Here is a 17,489-nt window from a genome sequence, read left to right on the forward strand (position 1 = left end):
CATGTATCTGTGGGGGGTGCTGTACGTGGGCGGGGCCGTGTTGGAGGCGGAGGACGGGGGGACCAGTTCCTCGCCGATCGGGTCGTGTCGGCGCGATGGCACGCCGGAGCAGAACGAGCAGTGGATGCGGGTCGTGGACTACGACGTGAGCTGGCTGCCGCTGGGGTTCGAGTGTGTGACCAGCGACGGAGGGCGGTACGACAGCGGCGAGGTGCCGTCGTACGTCAATCCCGTGGTGTTCGGGCTGGCGTTGGCCGGGGTGGGGTGTGCCGTCGGGGCCGGGTACCGGGGGGAGTTGCGGGCTCGGCGGGGGCAGGGCGGCGGCTCCGGGCAGCTTCGGTAGGCCGTGTCACGGGCCGCGCCTGCCGCGCCGGGCGGGCACCGCTGCCCAGGGCGCTGAGGGAGCGGGGCCCGTCTTCCGGTGGGCCGCCCGGCCGGAGGGGGCCGGGCGGCGCGTCCTACTTGGCCAGAAAGGCGAGGAGGGCGTCGGTGACCTCCTGGGCGTGGGTCCACAGCAGTCCGTGCGGGGCGCCCTCGATGACCACGTAGTCGGCCTGCGGGAGCGCCTGGTGGAAGGGCTCCCCGGTGGCCTCGATCGGGAGGATGCGGTCGGCGGTGCCGTGCAGGATCAGCGCGGGTACGGCGACCTTCGGGATGTCGGTGCGGAAGTCGGTGGTCCAGGTGGAGACGCAGGCCAGGGAGGCGTACCAGGAGGCGCCGGCGGCCACGTTCCAGCTGTTGCGGACGGCCTCCTCGCTGATGCGCGTGCCGAGGTTCTCGTCGAGGTTGTAGAAGTCCTGGTAGAAGGCGGTGAAGTAGGCGTACCGGTCGGCGGTGACGGCCTGCTTGATGCCCTCGAAGACGCTCCCGTCGACACCCCCGGGGTTGTCGTCGGTCTTGAGCAGGAACGGTTCCAGGGAGGCGAGGAAGGCCGCCTTGGCAACCCGGGCGGAGCCGTAGGTGCCGAGGTAGCGGCCGACTTCACCGGTGCCCATGGAGAAGCCGACGAGGACGGCGTCGTTGAGGTCGAGGGTCTCCAGGACGGTGTTCAGGTCGGCGGCGAAGGTGTCGTAGTCGTAGCCGGTGGTGGGCTGGCTGGAGCGGCCGAACCCGCGGCGGTCGTAGGTGATGACGCGGTAGCCGGCCTCCAGCAGGGCGGCGGCCTGCTTCTCCCAGGAGTGACCGTCGAGCGGGTAGCCGTGGATCAGCACGACCGGCTGTCCGGTGCCGTGGTCCTCGTAGTAGAGGTCGATGTTGGTGGAGTTCTCCTGGCCGACGGTGATGAACGGCATGGTGATCACTGCCTCTCGTTGGGTGGGTGGTGCGGGGGCTGCTGCCCTGTCGGAGAACATAGTCCAAAATTAAAGAGTGTGCAATTACATCGTGCGCAACTTAATAGGGCGCAATGGTGAACGGCTTCTTCCTGAGCCGCTCTCAGACATCGACGACCGCGGTCACCTCCGCGGGGAACCGCCTCGGTTGATCCTGTCGATCATGCCGAGCAGCACGGTCCGGGCGTTCTCGAACTCCTCGGCGGTGTCCGGCCCCATCCCCATGGCCTCGCCGATCTTCCCCGGAATGTCCCGGGCGCGCTCCCGCATCGCGATCCCGTCGGCGGTCAGCGTGATCGTCACCGTTCGCTCGTCGTCCGGGCGCCGCTCCCTGCGGATCAGCCCGTTGGTCTCCAGGCGTTTCAGCAGCGGCGTCAGGGTGCCGTAGTCGAGGTAGAGCATCGCCCCCAGTTGCTTGACCGACAGCTCGCCGCGCTCCCACAGGGCCAGCAGGACCAGGTACTGGGGGTACGTGAGGCCGAGGCCGTCCAGCAGCGGCCGGTACACCCCGGTGACCGCGCGCGACGCGGCGTAGAGCACGAAGCACATCCGGTCGTCCAGCAGTTGGGGCCCGGGGCCGACGGGAGTTGGCTCGGGGTCCGGGTCGGTCATGCGAGCCACCGTACCCTTCGGCGTCCGCGATGCCCACGTGGGCGTGCTCCTCGTGCGCGAGGAACACGCCCACATGCCTGGTGTTCAGAGCGTCGGCGCCAGTTCCGCTCTGCCGAACAGGAGGGCGTACCCCGGCGGGAGTTGGGTGAGGACGTCGTCGATCACCTCGTCGGGTACCAGCCTGGGGAGGGTCGTCAGGACCGAGCTGACGTGCCAGCGGGCCGTCGCCGGGGGCGTGTCCTCCAGGCGGGCGGCGACGGAGTCGACGAACTCGGCGGCCGTGAGGGGGTGGGTGGCCGGGATCTCGGCGGCTATGAGGCGGGCCGCCTCGTGCGGGAGGGAGTGGGCCAGCGCCACCCGTTCCTCGCCGGTGACGTGGCCGCCGAGGGCGGAGAGGACGGTGCGGGTGATGCGTTCCGCCTCCGCGGGGGTGGCGTACTGGCCCGCTTCCCGTACGGCTTCGACCAGTGCCGCCCAGGCCGGGGAGGCTTCGGTGGGGGTGGAGGTGGGGGCGGGGGTGCGTGGGGTCGGCATCGTCATCGTGGTCATGGGTCCTCCTCCGGTCCGTTGTCGGGAAGGGGGCGGGAAGGGAGTGAGAAGGGGGCGGGAAGGGTGGCGGCGGGCGGGGGCAGCGGGCAGCAAGGGGCCGCGTCCCGTGGGGCGGGGTGCCCGGTCCACGGGACGCGGCTGGTGAGCGGGCTCAGCCGCTCAGCTGCTTGCGGTCGCTGCCGCCGGTGATCTGGATGCGGCGGGGCTTGGCCGCCTCCGCCACGGGGATGCGCAGGGTGAGGACGCCCGCGTCGTAGGAGGCGTCCACGCGTTCCGTGTCGAGGGTGTCGCCGAGGAAGAGCTGACGGGTGAAGGTACCCGTGGGGCGCTCGGCGGCGATCATCTCCGCGCCCTCGGGGGCGGGGTTGCGGCGCTCGGCGCGGACGTTGAGGACGTTGCGTTCGATGTCCAGCTCGATCGTCTCGGGGTCGATGCCGGGGAGGTCGAAGTGGACGATGAAGTCGTCCCCGGAGCGGTAGGCGTCCATCGCCATCGCCGTGGGGCGGGTGGCGGAGCCCAGGACCTGCTGGGCGAGACGGTCGAACTCACGGAAGGGGTCGGTGCGCATGAGCATCACGGTCAACTCCTTTCTCTCCTCTCATCAGGCGTTGTGTGCCGCTGCGATGCCCTACGTGTAGTTATATAACTCGGCGGCGGTGAGTTGACAAGCCCCGACTCAGGTTTGGTGAGTCCGGAAAGCCCTCCGGTAGCCCTGCGGGCTGGTGCCGACCACCCGGCGGAAGCGTTCACGGAAGGCGGTCGGTGAGCCGAAGCCCGCCTGCGCGGCGATCCGGTCCACGGAGTACGCCGTGGTCTCCAGCAGGTGCTGGGCGCGGCGCACCCGCGCGCGGTGCAGCCACTGGAGCGGCGTCGTGCCGGTCTGTTCGCGGAAGCGGCGGTTCAGGGTGCGGGTGCTCATGCCCGCCCGGGCCGCCATGTCGTCCAGGGTCAGGTCTCGGTCACAGTGCTCCTCCAGCCAGCGGAGGAGGGGTTCCAGGGCCGCGCCCGCGGGGGCCGGGGGCCTGGGCGGGTCCTGGACGATGAACTGGGCCTGGCCGCCCTCCCGTTCCAGCGGCATCACCGACATCCGCGCGGTGTGGGCGGCGACCGCGGAGCCGTAGTCCTTGCGGATCATGTGCAGGCACATGTCCAGGGCCGCGGCGGCGCCCGCCGAGGTGAGGAACTGGCCGTTGTCGACGTAGAGGACGTTCGGGTCGACGGTGACCTTCGGGTAGCGGGCGGCGAGGTCGGGCGCGGCGAACCAGTGCGTGGTGGCGCGCAGGCCGTCCAGCAGGCCGGTGGCCGCGAAGAGGAACGCGCCGACGCAGACGGAGGCGATGCGTGTGCCGTTCGCCGCCGCCGCGCACAGCGCCTCGGTGACGCCCGGCGGCAGCGGGTCGGGCGGCTCCTCGACGCCGGGCAGGATGATCGTGTCGGCCTCGGCCAGCGTCTCGAGGCCGTAGGGCGCCCGGACCGTGAACAGACCCGCGCTCACCTCCTCCCCGGCCGAGACCACCTTCACCCGGTACGCCTCCCGGCCGTCCGGCAGCCGGGCCCAGCCGAAGGTGTCGACGGGGGCGGAGAGGTCGAACGGGACGACCCCGTCCAGGGCGAGTACGGCAACGGTGTGCATGGCAGGAGAGTATGGGGGTGACGGGTTCTCGCCAACCTCCTCCATCAGCTACGTGGGGTGAGGTGCCTGTCAGAAGCGTATGGCGGGAATCCGTTGGGTGGTGGCAATCCTGCCGCTTCCCGGTGATCGTCCGGGGCCCTACCGTCGGGCCGTGACCAAGTTCCTCCTCGCCGTGCATGTCATCGCCGCGATCGTCGCGATCGGGCCGGTGACCGTCGCCGCCAGCATGTTCCCGCCCGCCGCCCGCCGTGCCCTGGACGCCCCCGACGACGTCCAGGCCGCCGGGACGGTGCGGCTGCTGCACCGGATCTGCCGGGTCTACGCCGCCGTAGGCATCGCCGTGCCCGTGTTCGGGTTCGGGACGGCGAGTGCCATGGGGGTCATGGGTGACGCCTGGCTGATCGTGTCGATCGCGCTGACCACGCTCGCCGCCCTCGTCCTGGTCGTGCTGGTGCTGCCCCGGCAGGAGGTCTTCGTGGAGGGCGGCGGGACGCGTGCGACGACCGCCCGGCTGGCCATGTTCACCGGGATGTTCAATCTGCTGTGGGCGACCGTGACGGTGCTGATGATCGTCCGGCCGGGGTCGACCACCGGCGCCTGAGCGCCCCCGGCCGGCGTCCCTACGCCCCCAGCGCCCGCGCCACCGTGTAGATCAGCAGGCCCGCCAGCGACCCCACCACGGTGCCGTTGATCCGGATGAACTGGAGGTCGCGGCCGATGTGCGCCTCGATCTTCTTGGTGGTGTGCCCGGCGTCCCACCCGGCCACGGTGTCCGTGATCAGGGACGTGATCTCCCCGCGGTACGTCGTCACCACGTGCACCGCCGCGCCCTCGACCCAGCGGTCCACCTTGCCCTGCATCGACGGCTCGGCGGCCATCCGGGCGCCCAGCGACAGCAGCGAGGCCCGCACCCGCAGCCGTAGCTCGCTGCGCTCGTCCTCGGCGGCCGACACGATCATGGCGCGTACGGCGGTCCAGGCCGACGCGATCAGGTCCTGGACCTCGCCCCGCGCGAGCACGTCGCTCTTGAGGCGCTCGACCCGCGCGCGGGTGTCCGTGTCGGACTGGAGGTCGGAGGCGAAGTCGGTGAGGAAGCGGTCCAGGGCGCCGCGCGCCGGGTGCGAGGGCATGTCGCGCATCTCGGTGACGAAGCGCAGCAGTTCCTTGTAGACCCGCTCGCCGATCCGCTTGTCCACGAACCTCGGCGTCCAGCCGGGCGCGCCGCCCTCCACGGCGACCATGACGTCCTGGCTGTGCAGCACCAGCCAGTCGTGGGCGCGGCTGACGACGAGGTCGACGACGCGTTTGTGGCCGCCGTCCGCGACGACCTTCTCCAGCATCTTGCCGAGGCCCGGGGCGATCTCGCGGGCGTCGGCGCGCCGGGTGATGGCCTCGCCGACGACGGCCTGGACGTCGGTGTCGCGCAGCACGGTCAGGGCGCCGCGCAGGGCAGTCGCCAGCTCCGCCGTCACCCGGTCCGCGTGCTCGGGCTCGGCGAGCCAGGCGCCGAGTCTGCTGCCGATGCCGACGGCGCGCAGTCGCTGCCGTACGACGTCCTCGGAGAGGAAGTTCTCGCCGACGAACTCGCCGAGCGAGACGCCGAGCTGGTCCTTCTTGTTGGGGATGATCGCGGTGTGCGGGATGGGGATGCCCAGCGGGTGCCGGAACAGGGCGGTCACCGCGAACCAGTCGGCGAGCGCGCCGACCATGCCCGCCTCGGCGGCCGCGGCGACATAACCGGCCCAGGCGCCCGCGCCCGCGTGCGCGGCCCACTCGGCGAGGGCGTACACCACCGCGACGAAGAGCAGCAGGCCGGTCGCCGTGAGCTTCATCCGGCGTACGCCGCGGCGCTTCTCCTCGTCGGCGGCGCTGAAGGTGGTCATGGCGCGGGCGGCGGAGACGGGCACGCCGGTGCCGCCCGCGGTCGCCGCCTCAGCCGTCCCGGTCCCGGCCCCGGTCTCAGCCGTCCCGGCCCCGGTATTCGCTCTCCCGGCGGCCGTAGTCCTCATGCCGTCCGTCCGCCGCCGTTCCATCCGCTCCACCCGTCCGCCTTCACCACACCGGCCACCGCACCAGCCCTGGCCGACATTGTCCCTTCCTGTCCTACTCCCGGAACGAAACGAGAGTTCCCGGCGTCTGTCCGGTCGGGGAAGTTCACCGTGGAACGCCTGTGGCCCAATGGGGGGTCCTGTTCATCTTCCCTCCGCTCCATGCCTCATCATGGGGTTGATCGCTTCGGGGCCCCAGGAGACTGGGCTCCGTACCTCCCGAGGAGACCCGCACCGCATGACCAGGCAACACGGTTATGCCTTGCTCGCCGCCATCGTCGCGCTGGTCGTCGCCGTGTCCACGGCCATATACGTCGGGGTCTCCTTCGACGACGGCACGCGGCGGCTTCCCGACGCCGGGAGCCGCGCCCCGCACAACTCCGCGGCGCCCGCCTCCGCCGGTACCTGGGTCGGCTCCTGGTCGGCCTCCCCGGCCGCCGCCGAGCCCGGCACCGAGACGACCGGCCTGGCCGGGGTCTCCGTCCGCAACGTCGTGCACACCAGCGTCGGGGGGACGAGTGCCCGCGTGACGCTGTCCAATCTCTACGGCCAGCGACCGCTGAGCCTCACCCACGCCACCCTCGCCCTGAGCGCCGACGGCACGGCCGCCGCCGTACCCGGCACCATGCGGCGGCTGACCTTCGGGGGCGCCCCGACCGTCGTCGTACCGGCCGGACAGCAGGTGACCAGCGACGCCGTCCGGCTGCGCGTGCCGCACGACACCGACGTCCTGGTCACCACGTACTCCCCCGACGGGGCCGGACCGGTCACCTGGCACCCGAACTCCCGGCAGATCTCGTACACCGCGCGGGGCGCCCACGCGAACGACCCGACCGGGGTCCCGTACACCGGGCAGGTGGAGGCCTGGCGGTACCTGACCGCGCTCGACGTGCTCAGCCGGGAGTCCGACGGGACCGTCGTCGCCTTCGGGGACTCCCTCACCGACGGGATCAGCTCCGCCCTGGGCGAGAACCGGCGGTGGCCGGACGTGCTCGCCGACCGGTTGCGGGAGGCCGCCGAGGACGGCGCGGACGTGCCGCGCTACGGCGTCGTGAACCAGGGCATCAGCGGCAACCGGGTCCTCGCGGACGGGCTGGGGCGGCCCGCGGACAACCCCAGTGGGCTCAACCGGTTCGAGCGGGACGTGCTGTCCCGGACCAACGTCAAGGTCGTCGTCATCGATCTCGGCGTCAACGACATCCTGCGCAACCCGCTGCCCGCGCGGCCCGAGCACGACTCCGAGGAGATCCTCGACGGGCTGCGGACGCTGGTGCGGCAGGCGCACGCGCGGGGCGTCAAGGTCGTCGGGGCGACGCTCATGCCCTTCCTCGGGCACCGGGGCTACACGGAGGCGCGCGAGGAGGTACGGCAGCGGGTCAACGCCGAGATCCGCGCGGGGCGGGTCTTCGACGCGTACGCCGACTTCGACAAGGCGCTCCGGGACCCCTACGACCCGCGGCGGTTCCGGTCCGACTACGACTCCGGGGACCATCTGCACCCCAGCGACAAGGGGTTCGCGCGGATGGCGGAGACGGTGCGGATGGAGGACCTGACGGGGGCGGCGCCCGCGGAGCTGTAGTCGTCGTCGGCCGTCGCCGGTTCAGGGAGCGGCGATCGCCGCCTCGGCCGCCGTCCTGATGCGGGTGCCGAAGGCGGGGGCGTCCCGGCGGGCGGCGGCGAGGGCCAGGCCGACGAGCAGCTTGCCGACGCCGTGGCCCTCCAGTTCGTTGAAGATGCGGACCTGGGTGCCTCCGCCGGGGAGGGCCACCAGGTCGTAGCCGCCTTCGCGGACGGTGACGGTGTTCTTGGAGGTCTCGGTCCACCGGATCCGCGCCGGGGCCTGGAGGTCGGTGATGCGGAACTCACGGGCGGTCTTCATCCCGGCGTCCTTGACGGTGCTCCGGAAGAGGGTGCCCACGGTGGTGGGGGCGTCGGGGACGCGTTCGATGCGCTGGACACGGGGGCTGAACTGGGGGTCGTTCCGGCCGTCGGCGAGATAGTCGAACACCTTGTCGATGGGGCGGTTGATGTCCACCGTCGCTTCGAACTGACCTGACATGGGCACTCCCATGGCCTGGGCCGCGGCGGTGCGCCACGGCCGCCCTCGAGGAGGTGGGAAACGACCTCCGCACCGAGCGTAGGCAGAATCGGCGGCGCTGTCTCAGCGAACGCCCCCCCCGGCCCCGGTCCTAGCGGTCCTCGCGTCGCTCGCGCCGCCGCTGTTCGTGCAGGCCGTGGGCGAAGTCGCGGTGGTTCTCCAGCATGCGGTGGTGGCTCTCCGCGATCTCCTCGCGGGACGACGGGCCCTCCGCCGTGCCACGCAGCTCGTGTCGGGCCGCGCGGCGTTCCTCCTTCAACCGGCGGCGCTCGGCGCGGGTGACCTTGCGCTCGACGCCGACGCCGCCCCAGAAGGCGAACCCGGTGACGATCACGCGGGGCGCGCCGGGGTCGCCCGGGGCACCGTCCTCGCGCTGGTCGAAGCCGCCCATGACGCCGATGCCGCGGACCTCGACGTCGACGCCGGGCGGCACGACCACATTGATCCCGCCCATGATCGCGACGCAGTTCACGACGACCTCGCGGTCGGCGAAGTTGGCCTCGCGCAGATCGATCTCACCGCCGCCCCAGAAGGCGAAGGAGTTGAAACGGCGCGGCGCGGTCCAGCGCCCCTTGCGCTGGAAGCCGGACATGACGGCGACGCCCCACCTGGACGAGCCCTCGCCCCCGACGATCCGCCCGGACCAGTCGCCGCTGGCCGCCGCCTCCTTGGACAGGGACGTCGCGGGGAGGGTCTGGGCACCTCCGGCGGCGGGCAGGTCCCTGGTGATCGGCGCCAGCTCCCCGTACGTACGCGCCTTGTACGTCGCGTCGAGCCGCTCGTCGAACTCCGCCATGTCGAGGCGGCCCTCCGCGAGGGCGTCCCGCAGGACCTCGGCGACTCGTTCACGATCGGCGTCGGAGGCGCGCAGTTCCGGGGCATCGTCGGTCATGGGACTCAGCCTACGGACTGCACCCCGCCCGCGACTACGCCGTCGCCCGCTCCTCGTACATCCGCGCGATGACGGCCTCGATGTCGGGCTCCCGCACGGACAGGTCGACCAGCGGGTACTCCGCGGCGATCCGCCCCACCAGCGCCGCCGCCGACTCCGACGCCGGGAACGCCAGCCACTGCCGGGGCCCTTCCACCCGTACCACCCGCGCGGGCGCCGGGGCGTCGATCGGCGGCAGCTCCCGTTCCAGGTCCACCACAAGGGTCCGCTCGCTCTCCCCCGCCTCGTGCAGCCCGGCCAGCGGGCCGTCGTACATCAGGCGCCCGTGGTCGATGACCATGACGCGGGAGCAGAGCTGCTCGATGTCCTGGAGGTCGTGCGTGGTCAGCAGCACCGTCGTACCGCGTTCGGCGTTCAGGTCCCGCAGGAAGGCGCGGACCTTCGCCTTCGACACGACGTCCAGACCGATCGTCGGCTCGTCGAGGTACAGCACCTCGGGGTCGTGCAGCAGCGCCGCCGCGATGTCGCCCCGCATCCGCTGCCCCAGCGACAGCTGCCGCACGGGCACGTCCAACAGGGCGCCCAGGTCGAGCAGTTCGACCAGGCGGTCCAGGTTCCGCCGGTAACGGGCGCCGGGGATGCGGTACATACGGTGCATCAGCCGGTAGGAGTCGATCAGCGGCAGGTCCCACCACAGCGTCGTACGCTGCCCGAACACCACCCCTATCCGGTGCGCCAGGCGGGTGCGCTCCCGCTGCGGGTCGATGCCCGCGACCCGCAGCCGTCCACCGGTCGGCGTCAGGATGCCGGTCAGCATCTTGATCGTCGTCGACTTCCCGGCGCCGTTCGGCCCGATGTAGCCGACCATCTCGCCGCGCGCCACGGTGAACGACAGCGAGTCCACCGCCCGCACCTGGCGCCGCTCCCGCCGCATGAACCCGGTCTTCCGGCGTACGTCGAAGACCTTCTCCACCCGGTCGAGTTCGATGAAGTGACTCCGGTCCCGCTCGGTGAAGTGTCCGTCCACAGCCCTCAGCTCCCCGTACTCCGGTACGACCGCAACCCCGCCCGCCACGCCAGGCCCGCCAGCGCGCAGCACGCCACCGCCACCCCCGGCGGCAGGAACGCCACCCACCGCGGCAGCCCCAGCGGGTACGACCGCCCCAGGACGTAGGCGGCGGGCAGCCAGTTGACGAAGGCCAGCGGCAGCACGAACGTCACCGAGCGCAGCATGTCCCTGCCGAACACGGTCGGCGGGTACTGGAGCATCGTCGTGCCACCGTAGGTGAACGCGCTCTGCACCTCCGCCGCGTCCTGCGCCACGAACTGGAACGCCGCCCCCGCCACCAGCAGCGCGCAGAAGATCCCGGCGCCGCTGGCGATCATCACCGGCATCAGCAGCGCCTTCTGCCAGGTCCAGTCGAGGTCGAGGGAGGCCAGCGCATAGCCCAGCACCAGCGCGCCCTGCACCACCCGGCCGATCCGGCGCACCGCGAACCGGTCGGCGGCGACCTGCGCCAGCACGGGGGCGGGGCGGACCAGCAGCGTGTCCAGCGTGCCGTCGCGCACCCGGCCGCCGATCCGGCCCACCGAGCCGAACGCCAGGTCGGCCAGGCCGAAGGAGGTGGCGGACAGGCCGTAGAGCAGGGCGACCTCGGGCAGGGTGTAGCCGCCGAGCGCGTCGACCTGCGCGAACATCAGCACGATGGCGAGGAAGTCGAGACCGGTGATCAGCAGGTTGCCGAGCAGGGTCATCGCGAAGGAGGCCCGGTAGGCCATGGTGGAGCGGATCCACATCCCGGCGATCAGCCCATAGGCGCGCAGTCCCGTCACCAGACGGCCGGTCTCAGCCACCCTGCACCACCACCCGCCGCGTCGCCGCCGACTGCACCACCCGTCCCGCCGCCAGCAGCACCACCGCCCACCCGGCCTGGAAGGCGAACATCCGCAGCGGGGCGGCGTGGCCGAGCAGCACGTCCGCGGGCGTCTGGAGCAGCGCCGCCCACGGCAGGGTGCGCACGGCGTCGCCGAGCGCGCCGGGGAAGGCGTTCAGGGGCAGCACCATGCCCGAGCAGAACAGCCCGGTGATCATCATCATCTGGAGGACGCCGGTGCCGTCGAGCAGCCAGAACCCGCTCAGCGCCACCAGGTACCGGATCGCGAAGCTGACGACCATGCCGAGGAGGACGGCGACCAGACAGGCCAGCCAGACCAGCGGATCGGTGGGCAGCGCCACCGGGAAGACCAGCGCACCGAAGGCGAAGGGGAGCACCCCGCGGCCCAGCAGCTGGAAGACGGCCCGCCCCAGGTCGTTGGCGAGCCACCACAACTGGAGGTCGGCGGGCCGGTAGAGGTCGATGGCGACCTCGCCGGTGCGGATGCGTTCCATCAGCTCGTTCTCGAAGCCGCCGCCCTGGATCGCCAGCGTCGCGAACAGCGCCTGCCCCAGCCACACATAGGTGACGGCCTGCGCCTGGTCGTAGCCGCCGAGCTGCGGCCGCTCCGCCCACAGCGCGAGGTAGGTGTACGCCAGGATGAGCCCGAAGACGGTGTTGGTGAACACTCCCGCCGCCGTGGCCACCCGGTAGGTCGCGTACCGCCGGAAACCGCTCACCATGACGGCGAGGTACAACCGCCCCGCGCCCACCGCCGCCCCTTCCGAAAGACACCGAAGCGCAGGAGCCTAACGCCCGCCCCGCCCACCCCGCCACGCGTTTTCCCGACGAACGCGTGCCGCGCACGGGGAACGGAACGCTTGGTGCGAGAGTCTTCAGCAGGGGACGCAGAAGGCGTACGAGGGCGTACGGAACGTACGCAGCGGAACAACAGCACAGGAGCCCGCGCACACCATGAACGACCAGCCGCAGCAGCCAGGCGTCGACAAGAAGGGGCGCCCGGCGCGGCCCAAGCGCACCGGCTGGCGCCGCCTGATCCCCACCTGGCGCATGGTGCTCGGCGCCTTCGTCATCGGCGTGATGCTGCTGGCCGGCGGGTTCCTCCTCGGCTACACCCTGGTCGAGATCCCGTCCGCGAACGCCCTGGCCGTCAAGCAGAGCAACGTCTACCTCTACGCCGACGGCTCCCAGCTCGCCCGCGACGGCGAGGTCAACCGGGAGAGCGTGCGCCTCGCCCGGGTCTCCAAGGACGCCCAGCACGCCGTGCTGGCCGCCGAGGACCGCGACTTCTACACCGAGTCAGCCGTCGACCCCAAGGCGATGGTCCGCGCGGCCTGGAACACCGCCACCGGCAAGGGCCGGCAGTCCGGCTCCACGATCACCCAGCAGTACGTGAAGAACTACTACCTCGCACAGGACCAGACCCTGACCCGCAAGGCGAAGGAGTTCTTCATCGCGATCAAGCTGGACCGCACCGAGACCAAGGACCAGATCCTGGAGGGCTACCTCAACACCAGCTACTTCGGCCGCAACGCCTACGGCATCCAGGCCGCCGCCCACGCCTACTACGGCATGGACGCCACCGACCTCGACCCGGCCCGCGGCGCCTACCTCGCCGCGCTCCTCAACGCGCCCAGCGAGTACGACGTCGTGGCGCACCCGGAGAACCGGGCACCGGCCGAGGCCCGCTGGAACTACGTCCTGGACGGCATGGTCAAGGAGGGCTGGCTGGGCGCCGCCGAGCGGGCGGGCCTGACCTTCCCGGTGCCGAAGCAGACCACCGTCTCCACGGGTCTGTCCGGGCAGCGCGGCTATGTCGTGGAGGCCGTCAAGCAGTACCTGGCCGAGCACGGCGTCGTCACCCCGGAGGAGCTGGAGCGCGGCGGCTACCGGATCACGACCACCCTGGAGAAGCCCCGGCAGGACGCCTTCGTGAAGGCCGTGAACGACCAGCTGATGTCGCGCCTCGACCCCAAGGCCCGCAAGGTCGACGGCTACGTCCGCGCGGGCGGCGCCGCCGTCGACCCGAAGACCGGCAGGGTCGTCGCGCTGTACGGCGGCATCGACTACGTCAAGCAGTACACCAACGGCGCCACCCGCCGGGACTTCCAGGTCGGCTCCACCTTCAAGCCGTTCGTGTTCGCCTCGGCCGTGCAGAACGCCGCCAGCACCCAGGACGGCCGCATCATCACCCCGGACACGCGCTACGACGGCACCAGCGAGCGCCCCGTGGAGGGGTGGAGCGGGGAGGCGTACGCCCCCGAGAACGAGGACCACGTCGACTACGGCGAGATCACCGTCCGGGAGGCCACCGACCGGTCCGTCAACTCGGTGTACGCGCAGATGGCCGTCGACGTCGGCCCCGCCAAGGTCAAGCAGACCGCGATCGATCTGGGGCTGCCCGCCGACACCCCCGAACTGCACGAGGGCCCCTCCGTGGCGCTGGGCACCGCCACCGCGAGCGTGCTCGACATGGCGGAGGCGTACGCGACGCTCGCCAACCACGGTGAGCACGGCACGTACACCCTGCTCGAGAAGATCACCAAGGACGGCACGGAGGTCGAGCTGCCCGCCCGGCAGGTCCGGCGGACCATCAGCCGGGAGGCCGCCGACACCACCACCTCGATGCTGCGCAGCACCGTGGAGAACGGCACCGCCTCCGCCGCGCAGGCCGCCGGACGGCCCGCCGCGGGCAAGACCGGCACCGCCGAGGAGGACACCGCGGCCTGGTTCGCGGGCTACACGCCCGACCTGGCCACCGTGGTCTCCGTGATGGGCCAGGACCCGGTCATCGCCGCCCACATGCCGCTGTACAAGGCGATGGGCCTGCCCCGGATGAACGGGGGCGGCGCGCCCGCCGACATCTGGGCGCAGTTCACGAGGGACGCCCTGAAGGACACCCCCGCGACGGACTTCAGCCTGCGGCTCCAGACGGCGTCGGAGGAGTGGGACGTCGACCTCCCCGCCGAGGAGCCCTCGTCGGCGCCCCCGGCCTCCGAGGCACCGACCGGCCCGGCGACGCCGAGCACGCCCAGCACCCCGACCCACGAGACCACCGCCCCGACCGGCAGCACGACGACGGGGTCCGCCCCGGCCACCGACGGCGGCGCGACCGCGGGCGACGGCACGGTGACGGAGACCCCGCCCGCCACCCCCACCGAGGGCGGTACGGCGACGACCGGGCCCGGCGGGGGCCTCACGGACGGCGGGCTGACGACGGGGACGGCGGGCGGCCCACCGGGCCGGTGAGGCGGCGGGACGCCCCTGGGGCCGCGGGGCCCGCTCAGTGCCCGGAGGTCGCCTTGAGCCCCACCACCGCCACCAGCAGCAGACAGACGAAGAAGATCCGCGCGGCGGTGGCGGGTTCGCCCAGCACCACCATCCCGAGCACCGCGGACCCGGCCGCCCCGATCCCCACCCACACGCCGTAGGCGGTGCCGATCGGCAGGGACTTCGCGGCGTACGACAGCAGCACCATGCTGGCGACGATCCCGGCGCCGGTGAACAGACTGGGGACGAGCCGGGTGAAACCGTCGGTGTACTTCATCCCGATCGACCAGCCGACTTCGAGCAGACCGGCGACGAGCAGCAGAACCCAGGCCATGACGGGCACCTCCGAGGCGAGAGACGGCAACACAGCGGTGCGTCGTCTTTGCCTTGGCCCGGTACGGCGCGTCTCGTCGGGCGGTGCCTCCACGGTAACCGGAGGACGACGAAACGGGCCGGTGACGATGGTCACCGGCCCTTTCCGCACCGCTCTGGCTACAGGTAAAGCCCCGTCGAGTCCTCCGAGCCCTCGAAGCGGTCGGCGGCCACCGCGTGCAGATCGCGCTCACGCATCAGCACGTACGGCACACCCCGCACCTCGACCTCGGCACGGTCCTCGGGATCGAACAGCACCCGGTCGCCGGGCTCCACGGTCCGCACGTTCTGCCCGACGGCGACGACCTCCGCCCAGGCCAGCCGACGGCCGACGGCCGCCGTGGCGGGGATCAGGATGCCGCCGCCGGAACGCCGCTCGCCCTCGCTGGTGTCCTGCCGCACGAGCACACGGTCGTGCAGCATCCGGATGGGCAGCTTGTCGTGCTGGGGGGTGCTGGAGTCGTTTCTCTTGGCGCTCACGCCTTTGAACCTACCTGCCTGGGCCGTGTCCGTACCGGTCGGGTCAGCGCTTACGGCGCCGGGAGCCGCTGAGGGCGAACAGTCCCACGACGCCCACGGCGACCAGCGCGACGGGCAGCACCCGCTCCATGCGGGGCGCGCCGTCCTCGTCGACGAACTGCGCGCGCACCTCGCTGACGACCCGGTTGACCTGGACGTAGGCCCGGCCGAGGGTGCGGTCGATGTCGGAGGCGACCTTCGCCTTCGCGTCGCCGACGATGGTCTTCGGGTGCACCCGCACCCCGATCTCGTCGAGCGTCTCGGCCAGGGTCTCGCGGCGGCGCCTGATGTCCGCCTCGATCTGGGCCGGGGTCCTGGTGTCCGACGTGTCCGCCACCGTTGCCGCCTCCGAAGTCAGCTGAAGTCTGCTGCTGTCTGGTGCTGTCTGCTGTCGTGCTGCGCACAGTCTGTCAGTTCCGGCGCCGACCGCACTGTCAGCACCCCCGGTTAGGCTGGCCCGATGAGCGAGCGACTCCAGCCGGGGGACGTGGCCCCCGCCTTCACCCTCCCCGACGCCGACGGCACCGAGGTGTCCCTGGCCGACCACTTGGGCCGCAAGGTCATCGTGTACTTCTACCCGGCCGCCCTGACCCCCGGCTGCACCAAGCAGGCCTGTGACTTCACGGACAACCTCGACGTCCTCGCGGGCGCCGGGTACGACGTGATCGGCATCTCCCCGGACAAGCCCGAGAAGCTGGCGAAGTTCCGCGACAAGGAGTCCCTGAAGGTCACCCTCCTCGCCGACCCGGACAAGCAGGTCCTGGAGGCGTACGGGGCCTTCGGCGAGAAGAAGCTCTACGGCAAGACGGTCGTCGGCGTGATCCGCTCCACGGTGGTCGTCGACGAGGACGGCAAGGTCGAACGGGCCCTGTACAACGTCAAGGCGACCGGCCATGTCGCCAAGATCATCAAGGATCTCGGCATCTGAGGGTCCCGGCTCTGCGAGCGTTGCCCGGCCAGTAGCATGGGCCGGGCAACGTCAGGCGGCCGTGGTGGAATTGGCAGTCACGCTGGGTTTAGGTCCCAGTGGGGTAACTCCCGTGAGGGTTCGAGTCCCTCCGGCCGCACCAGCCTCGGGACCGTTCTAGCCCAGCAGCTCCCGCACCACGGGCACCAGCGCGCGGAACGCCTTCCCCCGGTGGCTGATCGCGTTCTTCTCCTCGGGGGTCAGCTCGGCGCACGTACGCGTCTCCCCCTCCGGCTGGAGGACCGGGTCGTAGCCGAAGCCGCCCGTCCCTGCGGGCTCGTGCCTCAGCATCCCCGGCAACCGCCCCTCGACCACCCGCTCCGTGCCGTCCGGCAGGGCGAGCGCGGCGGCGCAGGCGAAGTGGGCGCCGCGGTGCTCGTCGTCGATGTCGGCGAGCTGCGCCAGCAGCAGGTCCAGGTTGGCCTTGTCGTCTCCGTGACGGCCCGCCCAGCGGGCGGAGAAGATGCCGGGGGCGCCGTTCAGTACGTCCACGCAGAGACCGGAGTCGTCGGCGACGGCGGGCAGTCCGGTGGCCCGCGCCAGGGCGTGCGCCTTCAGCAGCGCGTTCTGGGCGAAGGTGACGCCGGTCTCCTTGACGTCCGGGATCTCGGGGTAGGCATCCGCGCCGACGAGGTCATGCGGCAGCCCTGCGTCGGCGAGGATGGCCCTCAGTTCGGTGATCTTTCCGGCGTTACGGGTGGCGAGGATCAGGCGGGTCATGCGGCCCAGTATCCCGGGGCGCCGCAAGGCGCCCCTTCAGGGGGCGCGGGGAACTGCGCGCCCGGCCACGACGAACCCGCGGCCGGCAGACGGCCCACCCTCACCCACCGCAACCGCTACGGCGTACAGACCTTCGTCAGTTCCCCGGCCGCGTCCGTCACACCGCTGATGTCGGGCGTGGCATCCCCGTTCTCCACCGCGGTGGTGACCTCCACCAACGCCTCCCGCAGATTCGCCGTCGCCTTGTCGAGGTCGGCGTCCCCGGTCTCGCTGTCGATCCGGTCGAGGCTGTCATCGACCGCCTCGATGGCCTCCTGGGTCTGGGTGGGGTCCTCGGCCGCCGCGTCCACCGCCTGCTGGAGATCGGTGACGGCGTCGGCGACGGCGTCGGCCGTCTCGACGCAGTCGAGCGCCTTGCTGACGGCGTCGCACCCCGTGGTCAGCCCGACCGTCAGCCCGATGGCTGCCACGGTGGTGGCGATGACGGTACGGCTGCGCCGACGACGGCTCACGGCCATGGATGGGTCCCTCCCTCGTGCGGGCCCGCGGGGCCCTGGCTCCTGGCCGGGCGCACAGGGATGAG

20 protein-coding genes, 1 tRNA gene, 1 pseudogene and 1 riboswitch are annotated in these 17,489 nt (G+C 71.8%); of the genes and pseudogenes, 6 read left to right on the top strand and 16 right to left on the bottom strand.

Features of this window, described 5'->3' with window-relative positions; genetic code table 11:
- Window positions 1-343: pseudogene (locus KBY47_RS26105) on the top strand (hypothetical protein); the annotation flags it as partial.
- A 115-nt stretch (window positions 344-458) separates the two neighbouring features.
- On the opposite strand, the gene KBY47_RS26110 reads toward KBY47_RS26105, so the two are convergent.
- The 5 genes from KBY47_RS26110 to KBY47_RS26130 all read right to left on the bottom strand — a co-directional run bounded on the left by KBY47_RS26110 (window position 459) and on the right by KBY47_RS26130 (window position 4,125).
- On the bottom strand, window positions 459-1,292 hold the full coding sequence (locus KBY47_RS26110) for an alpha/beta fold hydrolase (RefSeq protein WP_210924925.1): 834 nt from the start codon (window positions 1,290-1,292) through the stop codon (window positions 459-461).
- A gap of 162 nt (window positions 1,293-1,454) precedes the next feature.
- A complete protein-coding gene (locus KBY47_RS26115; protein WP_210924927.1) occupies window positions 1,455-1,943 on the bottom strand; it encodes a MarR family winged helix-turn-helix transcriptional regulator in 489 nt (162 codons plus the stop codon).
- A gap of 84 nt (window positions 1,944-2,027) precedes the next feature.
- Window positions 2,028-2,492, bottom strand: a complete 465-nt coding sequence (locus KBY47_RS26120; RefSeq protein WP_374103109.1) for a DUF2267 domain-containing protein — start codon at window positions 2,490-2,492, stop codon at window positions 2,028-2,030.
- Window positions 2,493-2,643: 151 nt separating this feature from the next.
- Complete coding sequence (locus KBY47_RS26125) at window positions 2,644-3,066, bottom strand: Hsp20/alpha crystallin family protein (RefSeq protein ID WP_210925087.1); 423 nt, start codon at window positions 3,064-3,066, stop codon at window positions 2,644-2,646.
- Between the two features lie 102 nt (window positions 3,067-3,168).
- Window positions 3,169-4,125 carry a GlxA family transcriptional regulator gene (locus KBY47_RS26130; protein ID WP_210924929.1) on the bottom strand — a complete coding sequence of 319 codons (957 nt, stop codon included), beginning with the start codon at window positions 4,123-4,125 and terminating at the stop codon, window positions 3,169-3,171.
- A 151-nt stretch (window positions 4,126-4,276) separates the two neighbouring features.
- Here KBY47_RS26130 and KBY47_RS26135 point away from each other — a divergent pair, with 151 nt between their 5' ends.
- Window positions 4,277-4,726, top strand: a complete 450-nt coding sequence (locus tag KBY47_RS26135; RefSeq protein ID WP_210924931.1) for a hypothetical protein — start codon at window positions 4,277-4,279, stop codon at window positions 4,724-4,726.
- 19 nt (window positions 4,727-4,745) lie between these two features.
- Here the strand turns inward: KBY47_RS26135 and KBY47_RS26140 are convergent, their stop codons facing one another.
- Complete coding sequence (locus KBY47_RS26140; RefSeq protein ID WP_374103110.1) at window positions 4,746-6,134, bottom strand: DUF445 domain-containing protein; 1,389 nt, start codon at window positions 6,132-6,134, stop codon at window positions 4,746-4,748.
- A 277-nt stretch (window positions 6,135-6,411) separates the two neighbouring features.
- On the opposite strand from KBY47_RS26140, the gene KBY47_RS26145 reads away from it, so the two are divergent.
- Window positions 6,412-7,752, top strand: a complete 1,341-nt coding sequence (locus tag KBY47_RS26145) for an SGNH/GDSL hydrolase family protein (RefSeq protein WP_210924933.1) — start codon at window positions 6,412-6,414, stop codon at window positions 7,750-7,752.
- 21 nt (window positions 7,753-7,773) lie between these two features.
- Here KBY47_RS26145 and KBY47_RS26150 read toward each other — a convergent pair whose 3' ends face one another.
- The 5 genes from KBY47_RS26150 to KBY47_RS26170 form a co-directional block, all read right to left on the bottom strand.
- Window positions 7,774-8,232, bottom strand: coding sequence for an SRPBCC family protein (locus tag KBY47_RS26150; RefSeq protein ID WP_210924935.1), 459 nt, complete (start codon window positions 8,230-8,232; stop codon window positions 7,774-7,776).
- Between the two features lie 130 nt (window positions 8,233-8,362).
- Window positions 8,363-9,163, bottom strand: coding sequence for a DUF1707 domain-containing protein (locus KBY47_RS26155; RefSeq protein ID WP_210924937.1), 801 nt, complete (start codon window positions 9,161-9,163; stop codon window positions 8,363-8,365).
- Between the two features lie 34 nt (window positions 9,164-9,197).
- The gene (locus tag KBY47_RS26160) at window positions 9,198-10,190 is read right to left on the bottom strand and encodes an ATP-binding cassette domain-containing protein (protein WP_210924939.1); all 993 of its coding nucleotides are present in this window, start codon (window positions 10,188-10,190) and stop codon (window positions 9,198-9,200) included.
- A 5-nt stretch (window positions 10,191-10,195) separates the two neighbouring features.
- Window positions 10,196-10,960, bottom strand: a complete 765-nt coding sequence (locus tag KBY47_RS26165) for an ABC transporter permease (RefSeq protein WP_210925090.1) — start codon at window positions 10,958-10,960, stop codon at window positions 10,196-10,198.
- A 49-nt stretch (window positions 10,961-11,009) separates the two neighbouring features.
- The gene (locus tag KBY47_RS26170) at window positions 11,010-11,780 is read right to left on the bottom strand and encodes an ABC-2 family transporter protein (RefSeq protein WP_210925100.1); all 771 of its coding nucleotides are present in this window, start codon (window positions 11,778-11,780) and stop codon (window positions 11,010-11,012) included.
- Between the two features lie 232 nt (window positions 11,781-12,012).
- Here KBY47_RS26170 and KBY47_RS26175 point away from each other — a divergent pair, with 232 nt between their 5' ends.
- Window positions 12,013-14,307, top strand: coding sequence for a transglycosylase domain-containing protein (locus KBY47_RS26175; RefSeq protein ID WP_210924941.1), 2,295 nt, complete (start codon window positions 12,013-12,015; stop codon window positions 14,305-14,307).
- Window positions 14,308-14,341: 34 nt separating this feature from the next.
- Here the strand turns inward: KBY47_RS26175 and KBY47_RS26180 are convergent, their stop codons facing one another.
- The 3 genes from KBY47_RS26180 to KBY47_RS26190 all read right to left on the bottom strand — a co-directional run bounded on the left by KBY47_RS26180 (window position 14,342) and on the right by KBY47_RS26190 (window position 15,556).
- Window positions 14,342-14,662 (bottom strand): multidrug efflux SMR transporter, encoded by a 321-nt coding sequence (locus KBY47_RS26180; protein WP_210924943.1) that lies wholly within the window; start codon window positions 14,660-14,662, stop codon window positions 14,342-14,344.
- Between the two features lie 36 nt (window positions 14,663-14,698).
- Window positions 14,699-14,772: riboswitch (guanidine-III (ykkC-III) riboswitch) on the bottom strand.
- A 48-nt stretch (window positions 14,773-14,820) separates the two neighbouring features.
- A complete protein-coding gene (locus KBY47_RS26185; protein ID WP_210924945.1) occupies window positions 14,821-15,180 on the bottom strand; it encodes a co-chaperone GroES in 360 nt (119 codons plus the stop codon).
- 43 nt (window positions 15,181-15,223) lie between these two features.
- Complete coding sequence (locus tag KBY47_RS26190; RefSeq protein ID WP_210924947.1) at window positions 15,224-15,556, bottom strand: DUF3618 domain-containing protein; 333 nt, start codon at window positions 15,554-15,556, stop codon at window positions 15,224-15,226.
- Window positions 15,557-15,679: 123 nt separating this feature from the next.
- Between KBY47_RS26190 and bcp the strand changes: the two genes are divergently transcribed.
- Together bcp and KBY47_RS26200 are read left to right on the top strand one after the other, a co-directional pair.
- Window positions 15,680-16,147 carry a thioredoxin-dependent thiol peroxidase gene (gene bcp / locus KBY47_RS26195; protein ID WP_210924949.1) on the top strand — a complete coding sequence of 156 codons (468 nt, stop codon included), beginning with the start codon at window positions 15,680-15,682 and terminating at the stop codon, window positions 16,145-16,147.
- A gap of 55 nt (window positions 16,148-16,202) precedes the next feature.
- A tRNA-Leu gene (locus tag KBY47_RS26200) sits at window positions 16,203-16,289 on the top strand.
- 14 nt (window positions 16,290-16,303) lie between these two features.
- Here KBY47_RS26200 and rdgB read toward each other — a convergent pair.
- Window positions 16,304-16,906, bottom strand: coding sequence for an RdgB/HAM1 family non-canonical purine NTP pyrophosphatase (gene rdgB, locus KBY47_RS26205; protein ID WP_210924951.1), 603 nt, complete (start codon window positions 16,904-16,906; stop codon window positions 16,304-16,306).
- Between the two features lie 116 nt (window positions 16,907-17,022).
- Window positions 17,023-17,424 carry a hypothetical protein gene (locus KBY47_RS26210; RefSeq protein WP_210924953.1) on the bottom strand — a complete coding sequence of 134 codons (402 nt, stop codon included), beginning with the start codon at window positions 17,422-17,424 and terminating at the stop codon, window positions 17,023-17,025.
- Window positions 17,425-17,489: the final 65 nt, after the last annotated feature.

This window comes from Streptomyces sp. B93, from assembly GCF_018070565.1.
Taxonomy (GTDB): Bacteria; Actinomycetota; Actinomycetes; order Streptomycetales; family Streptomycetaceae; genus Streptomyces.

Bases quoted from the DNA above. Each gene is read 5' to 3' on its own strand.
- KBY47_RS26155 (WP_210924937.1), bottom strand. From the start codon at position 9,163: ATGACCGACGATGCCCCGGAACTGCGCGCCTCCGACGCCGATCGTGAA.
- KBY47_RS26115 (WP_210924927.1), bottom strand. From the start codon at position 1,943: ATGACCGACCCGGACCCCGAGCCAACTCCCGTCGGCCCCGGGCCCCAA.
- KBY47_RS26210 (WP_210924953.1), bottom strand. From the start codon at position 17,424: ATGGCCGTGAGCCGTCGTCGGCGCAGCCGTACCGTCATCGCCACCACC.
- KBY47_RS26125 (WP_210925087.1), bottom strand. From the start codon at position 3,066: ATGCTCATGCGCACCGACCCCTTCCGTGAGTTCGACCGTCTCGCCCAG.
- KBY47_RS26120 (WP_374103109.1), bottom strand. From the start codon at position 2,492: ATGACCACGATGACGATGCCGACCCCACGCACCCCCGCCCCCACCTCC.
- KBY47_RS26180 (WP_210924943.1), bottom strand. From the start codon at position 14,662: ATGGCCTGGGTTCTGCTGCTCGTCGCCGGTCTGCTCGAAGTCGGCTGG.
- KBY47_RS26175 (WP_210924941.1), top strand. From the start codon at position 12,013: ATGAACGACCAGCCGCAGCAGCCAGGCGTCGACAAGAAGGGGCGCCCG.
- rdgB (WP_210924951.1), bottom strand. From the start codon at position 16,906: ATGACCCGCCTGATCCTCGCCACCCGTAACGCCGGAAAGATCACCGAA.
- KBY47_RS26140 (WP_374103110.1), bottom strand. From the start codon at position 6,134: ATGAGGACTACGGCCGCCGGGAGAGCGAATACCGGGGCCGGGACGGCT.
- KBY47_RS26130 (WP_210924929.1), bottom strand. From the start codon at position 4,125: ATGCACACCGTTGCCGTACTCGCCCTGGACGGGGTCGTCCCGTTCGAC.
- KBY47_RS26145 (WP_210924933.1), top strand. From the start codon at position 6,412: ATGACCAGGCAACACGGTTATGCCTTGCTCGCCGCCATCGTCGCGCTG.
- KBY47_RS26170 (WP_210925100.1), bottom strand. From the start codon at position 11,780: ATGGTGAGCGGTTTCCGGCGGTACGCGACCTACCGGGTGGCCACGGCG.
- KBY47_RS26150 (WP_210924935.1), bottom strand. From the start codon at position 8,232: ATGTCAGGTCAGTTCGAAGCGACGGTGGACATCAACCGCCCCATCGAC.
- bcp (WP_210924949.1), top strand. From the start codon at position 15,680: ATGAGCGAGCGACTCCAGCCGGGGGACGTGGCCCCCGCCTTCACCCTC.
- KBY47_RS26110 (WP_210924925.1), bottom strand. From the start codon at position 1,292: ATGCCGTTCATCACCGTCGGCCAGGAGAACTCCACCAACATCGACCTC.
- KBY47_RS26165 (WP_210925090.1), bottom strand. From the start codon at position 10,960: ATGTGGATCCGCTCCACCATGGCCTACCGGGCCTCCTTCGCGATGACC.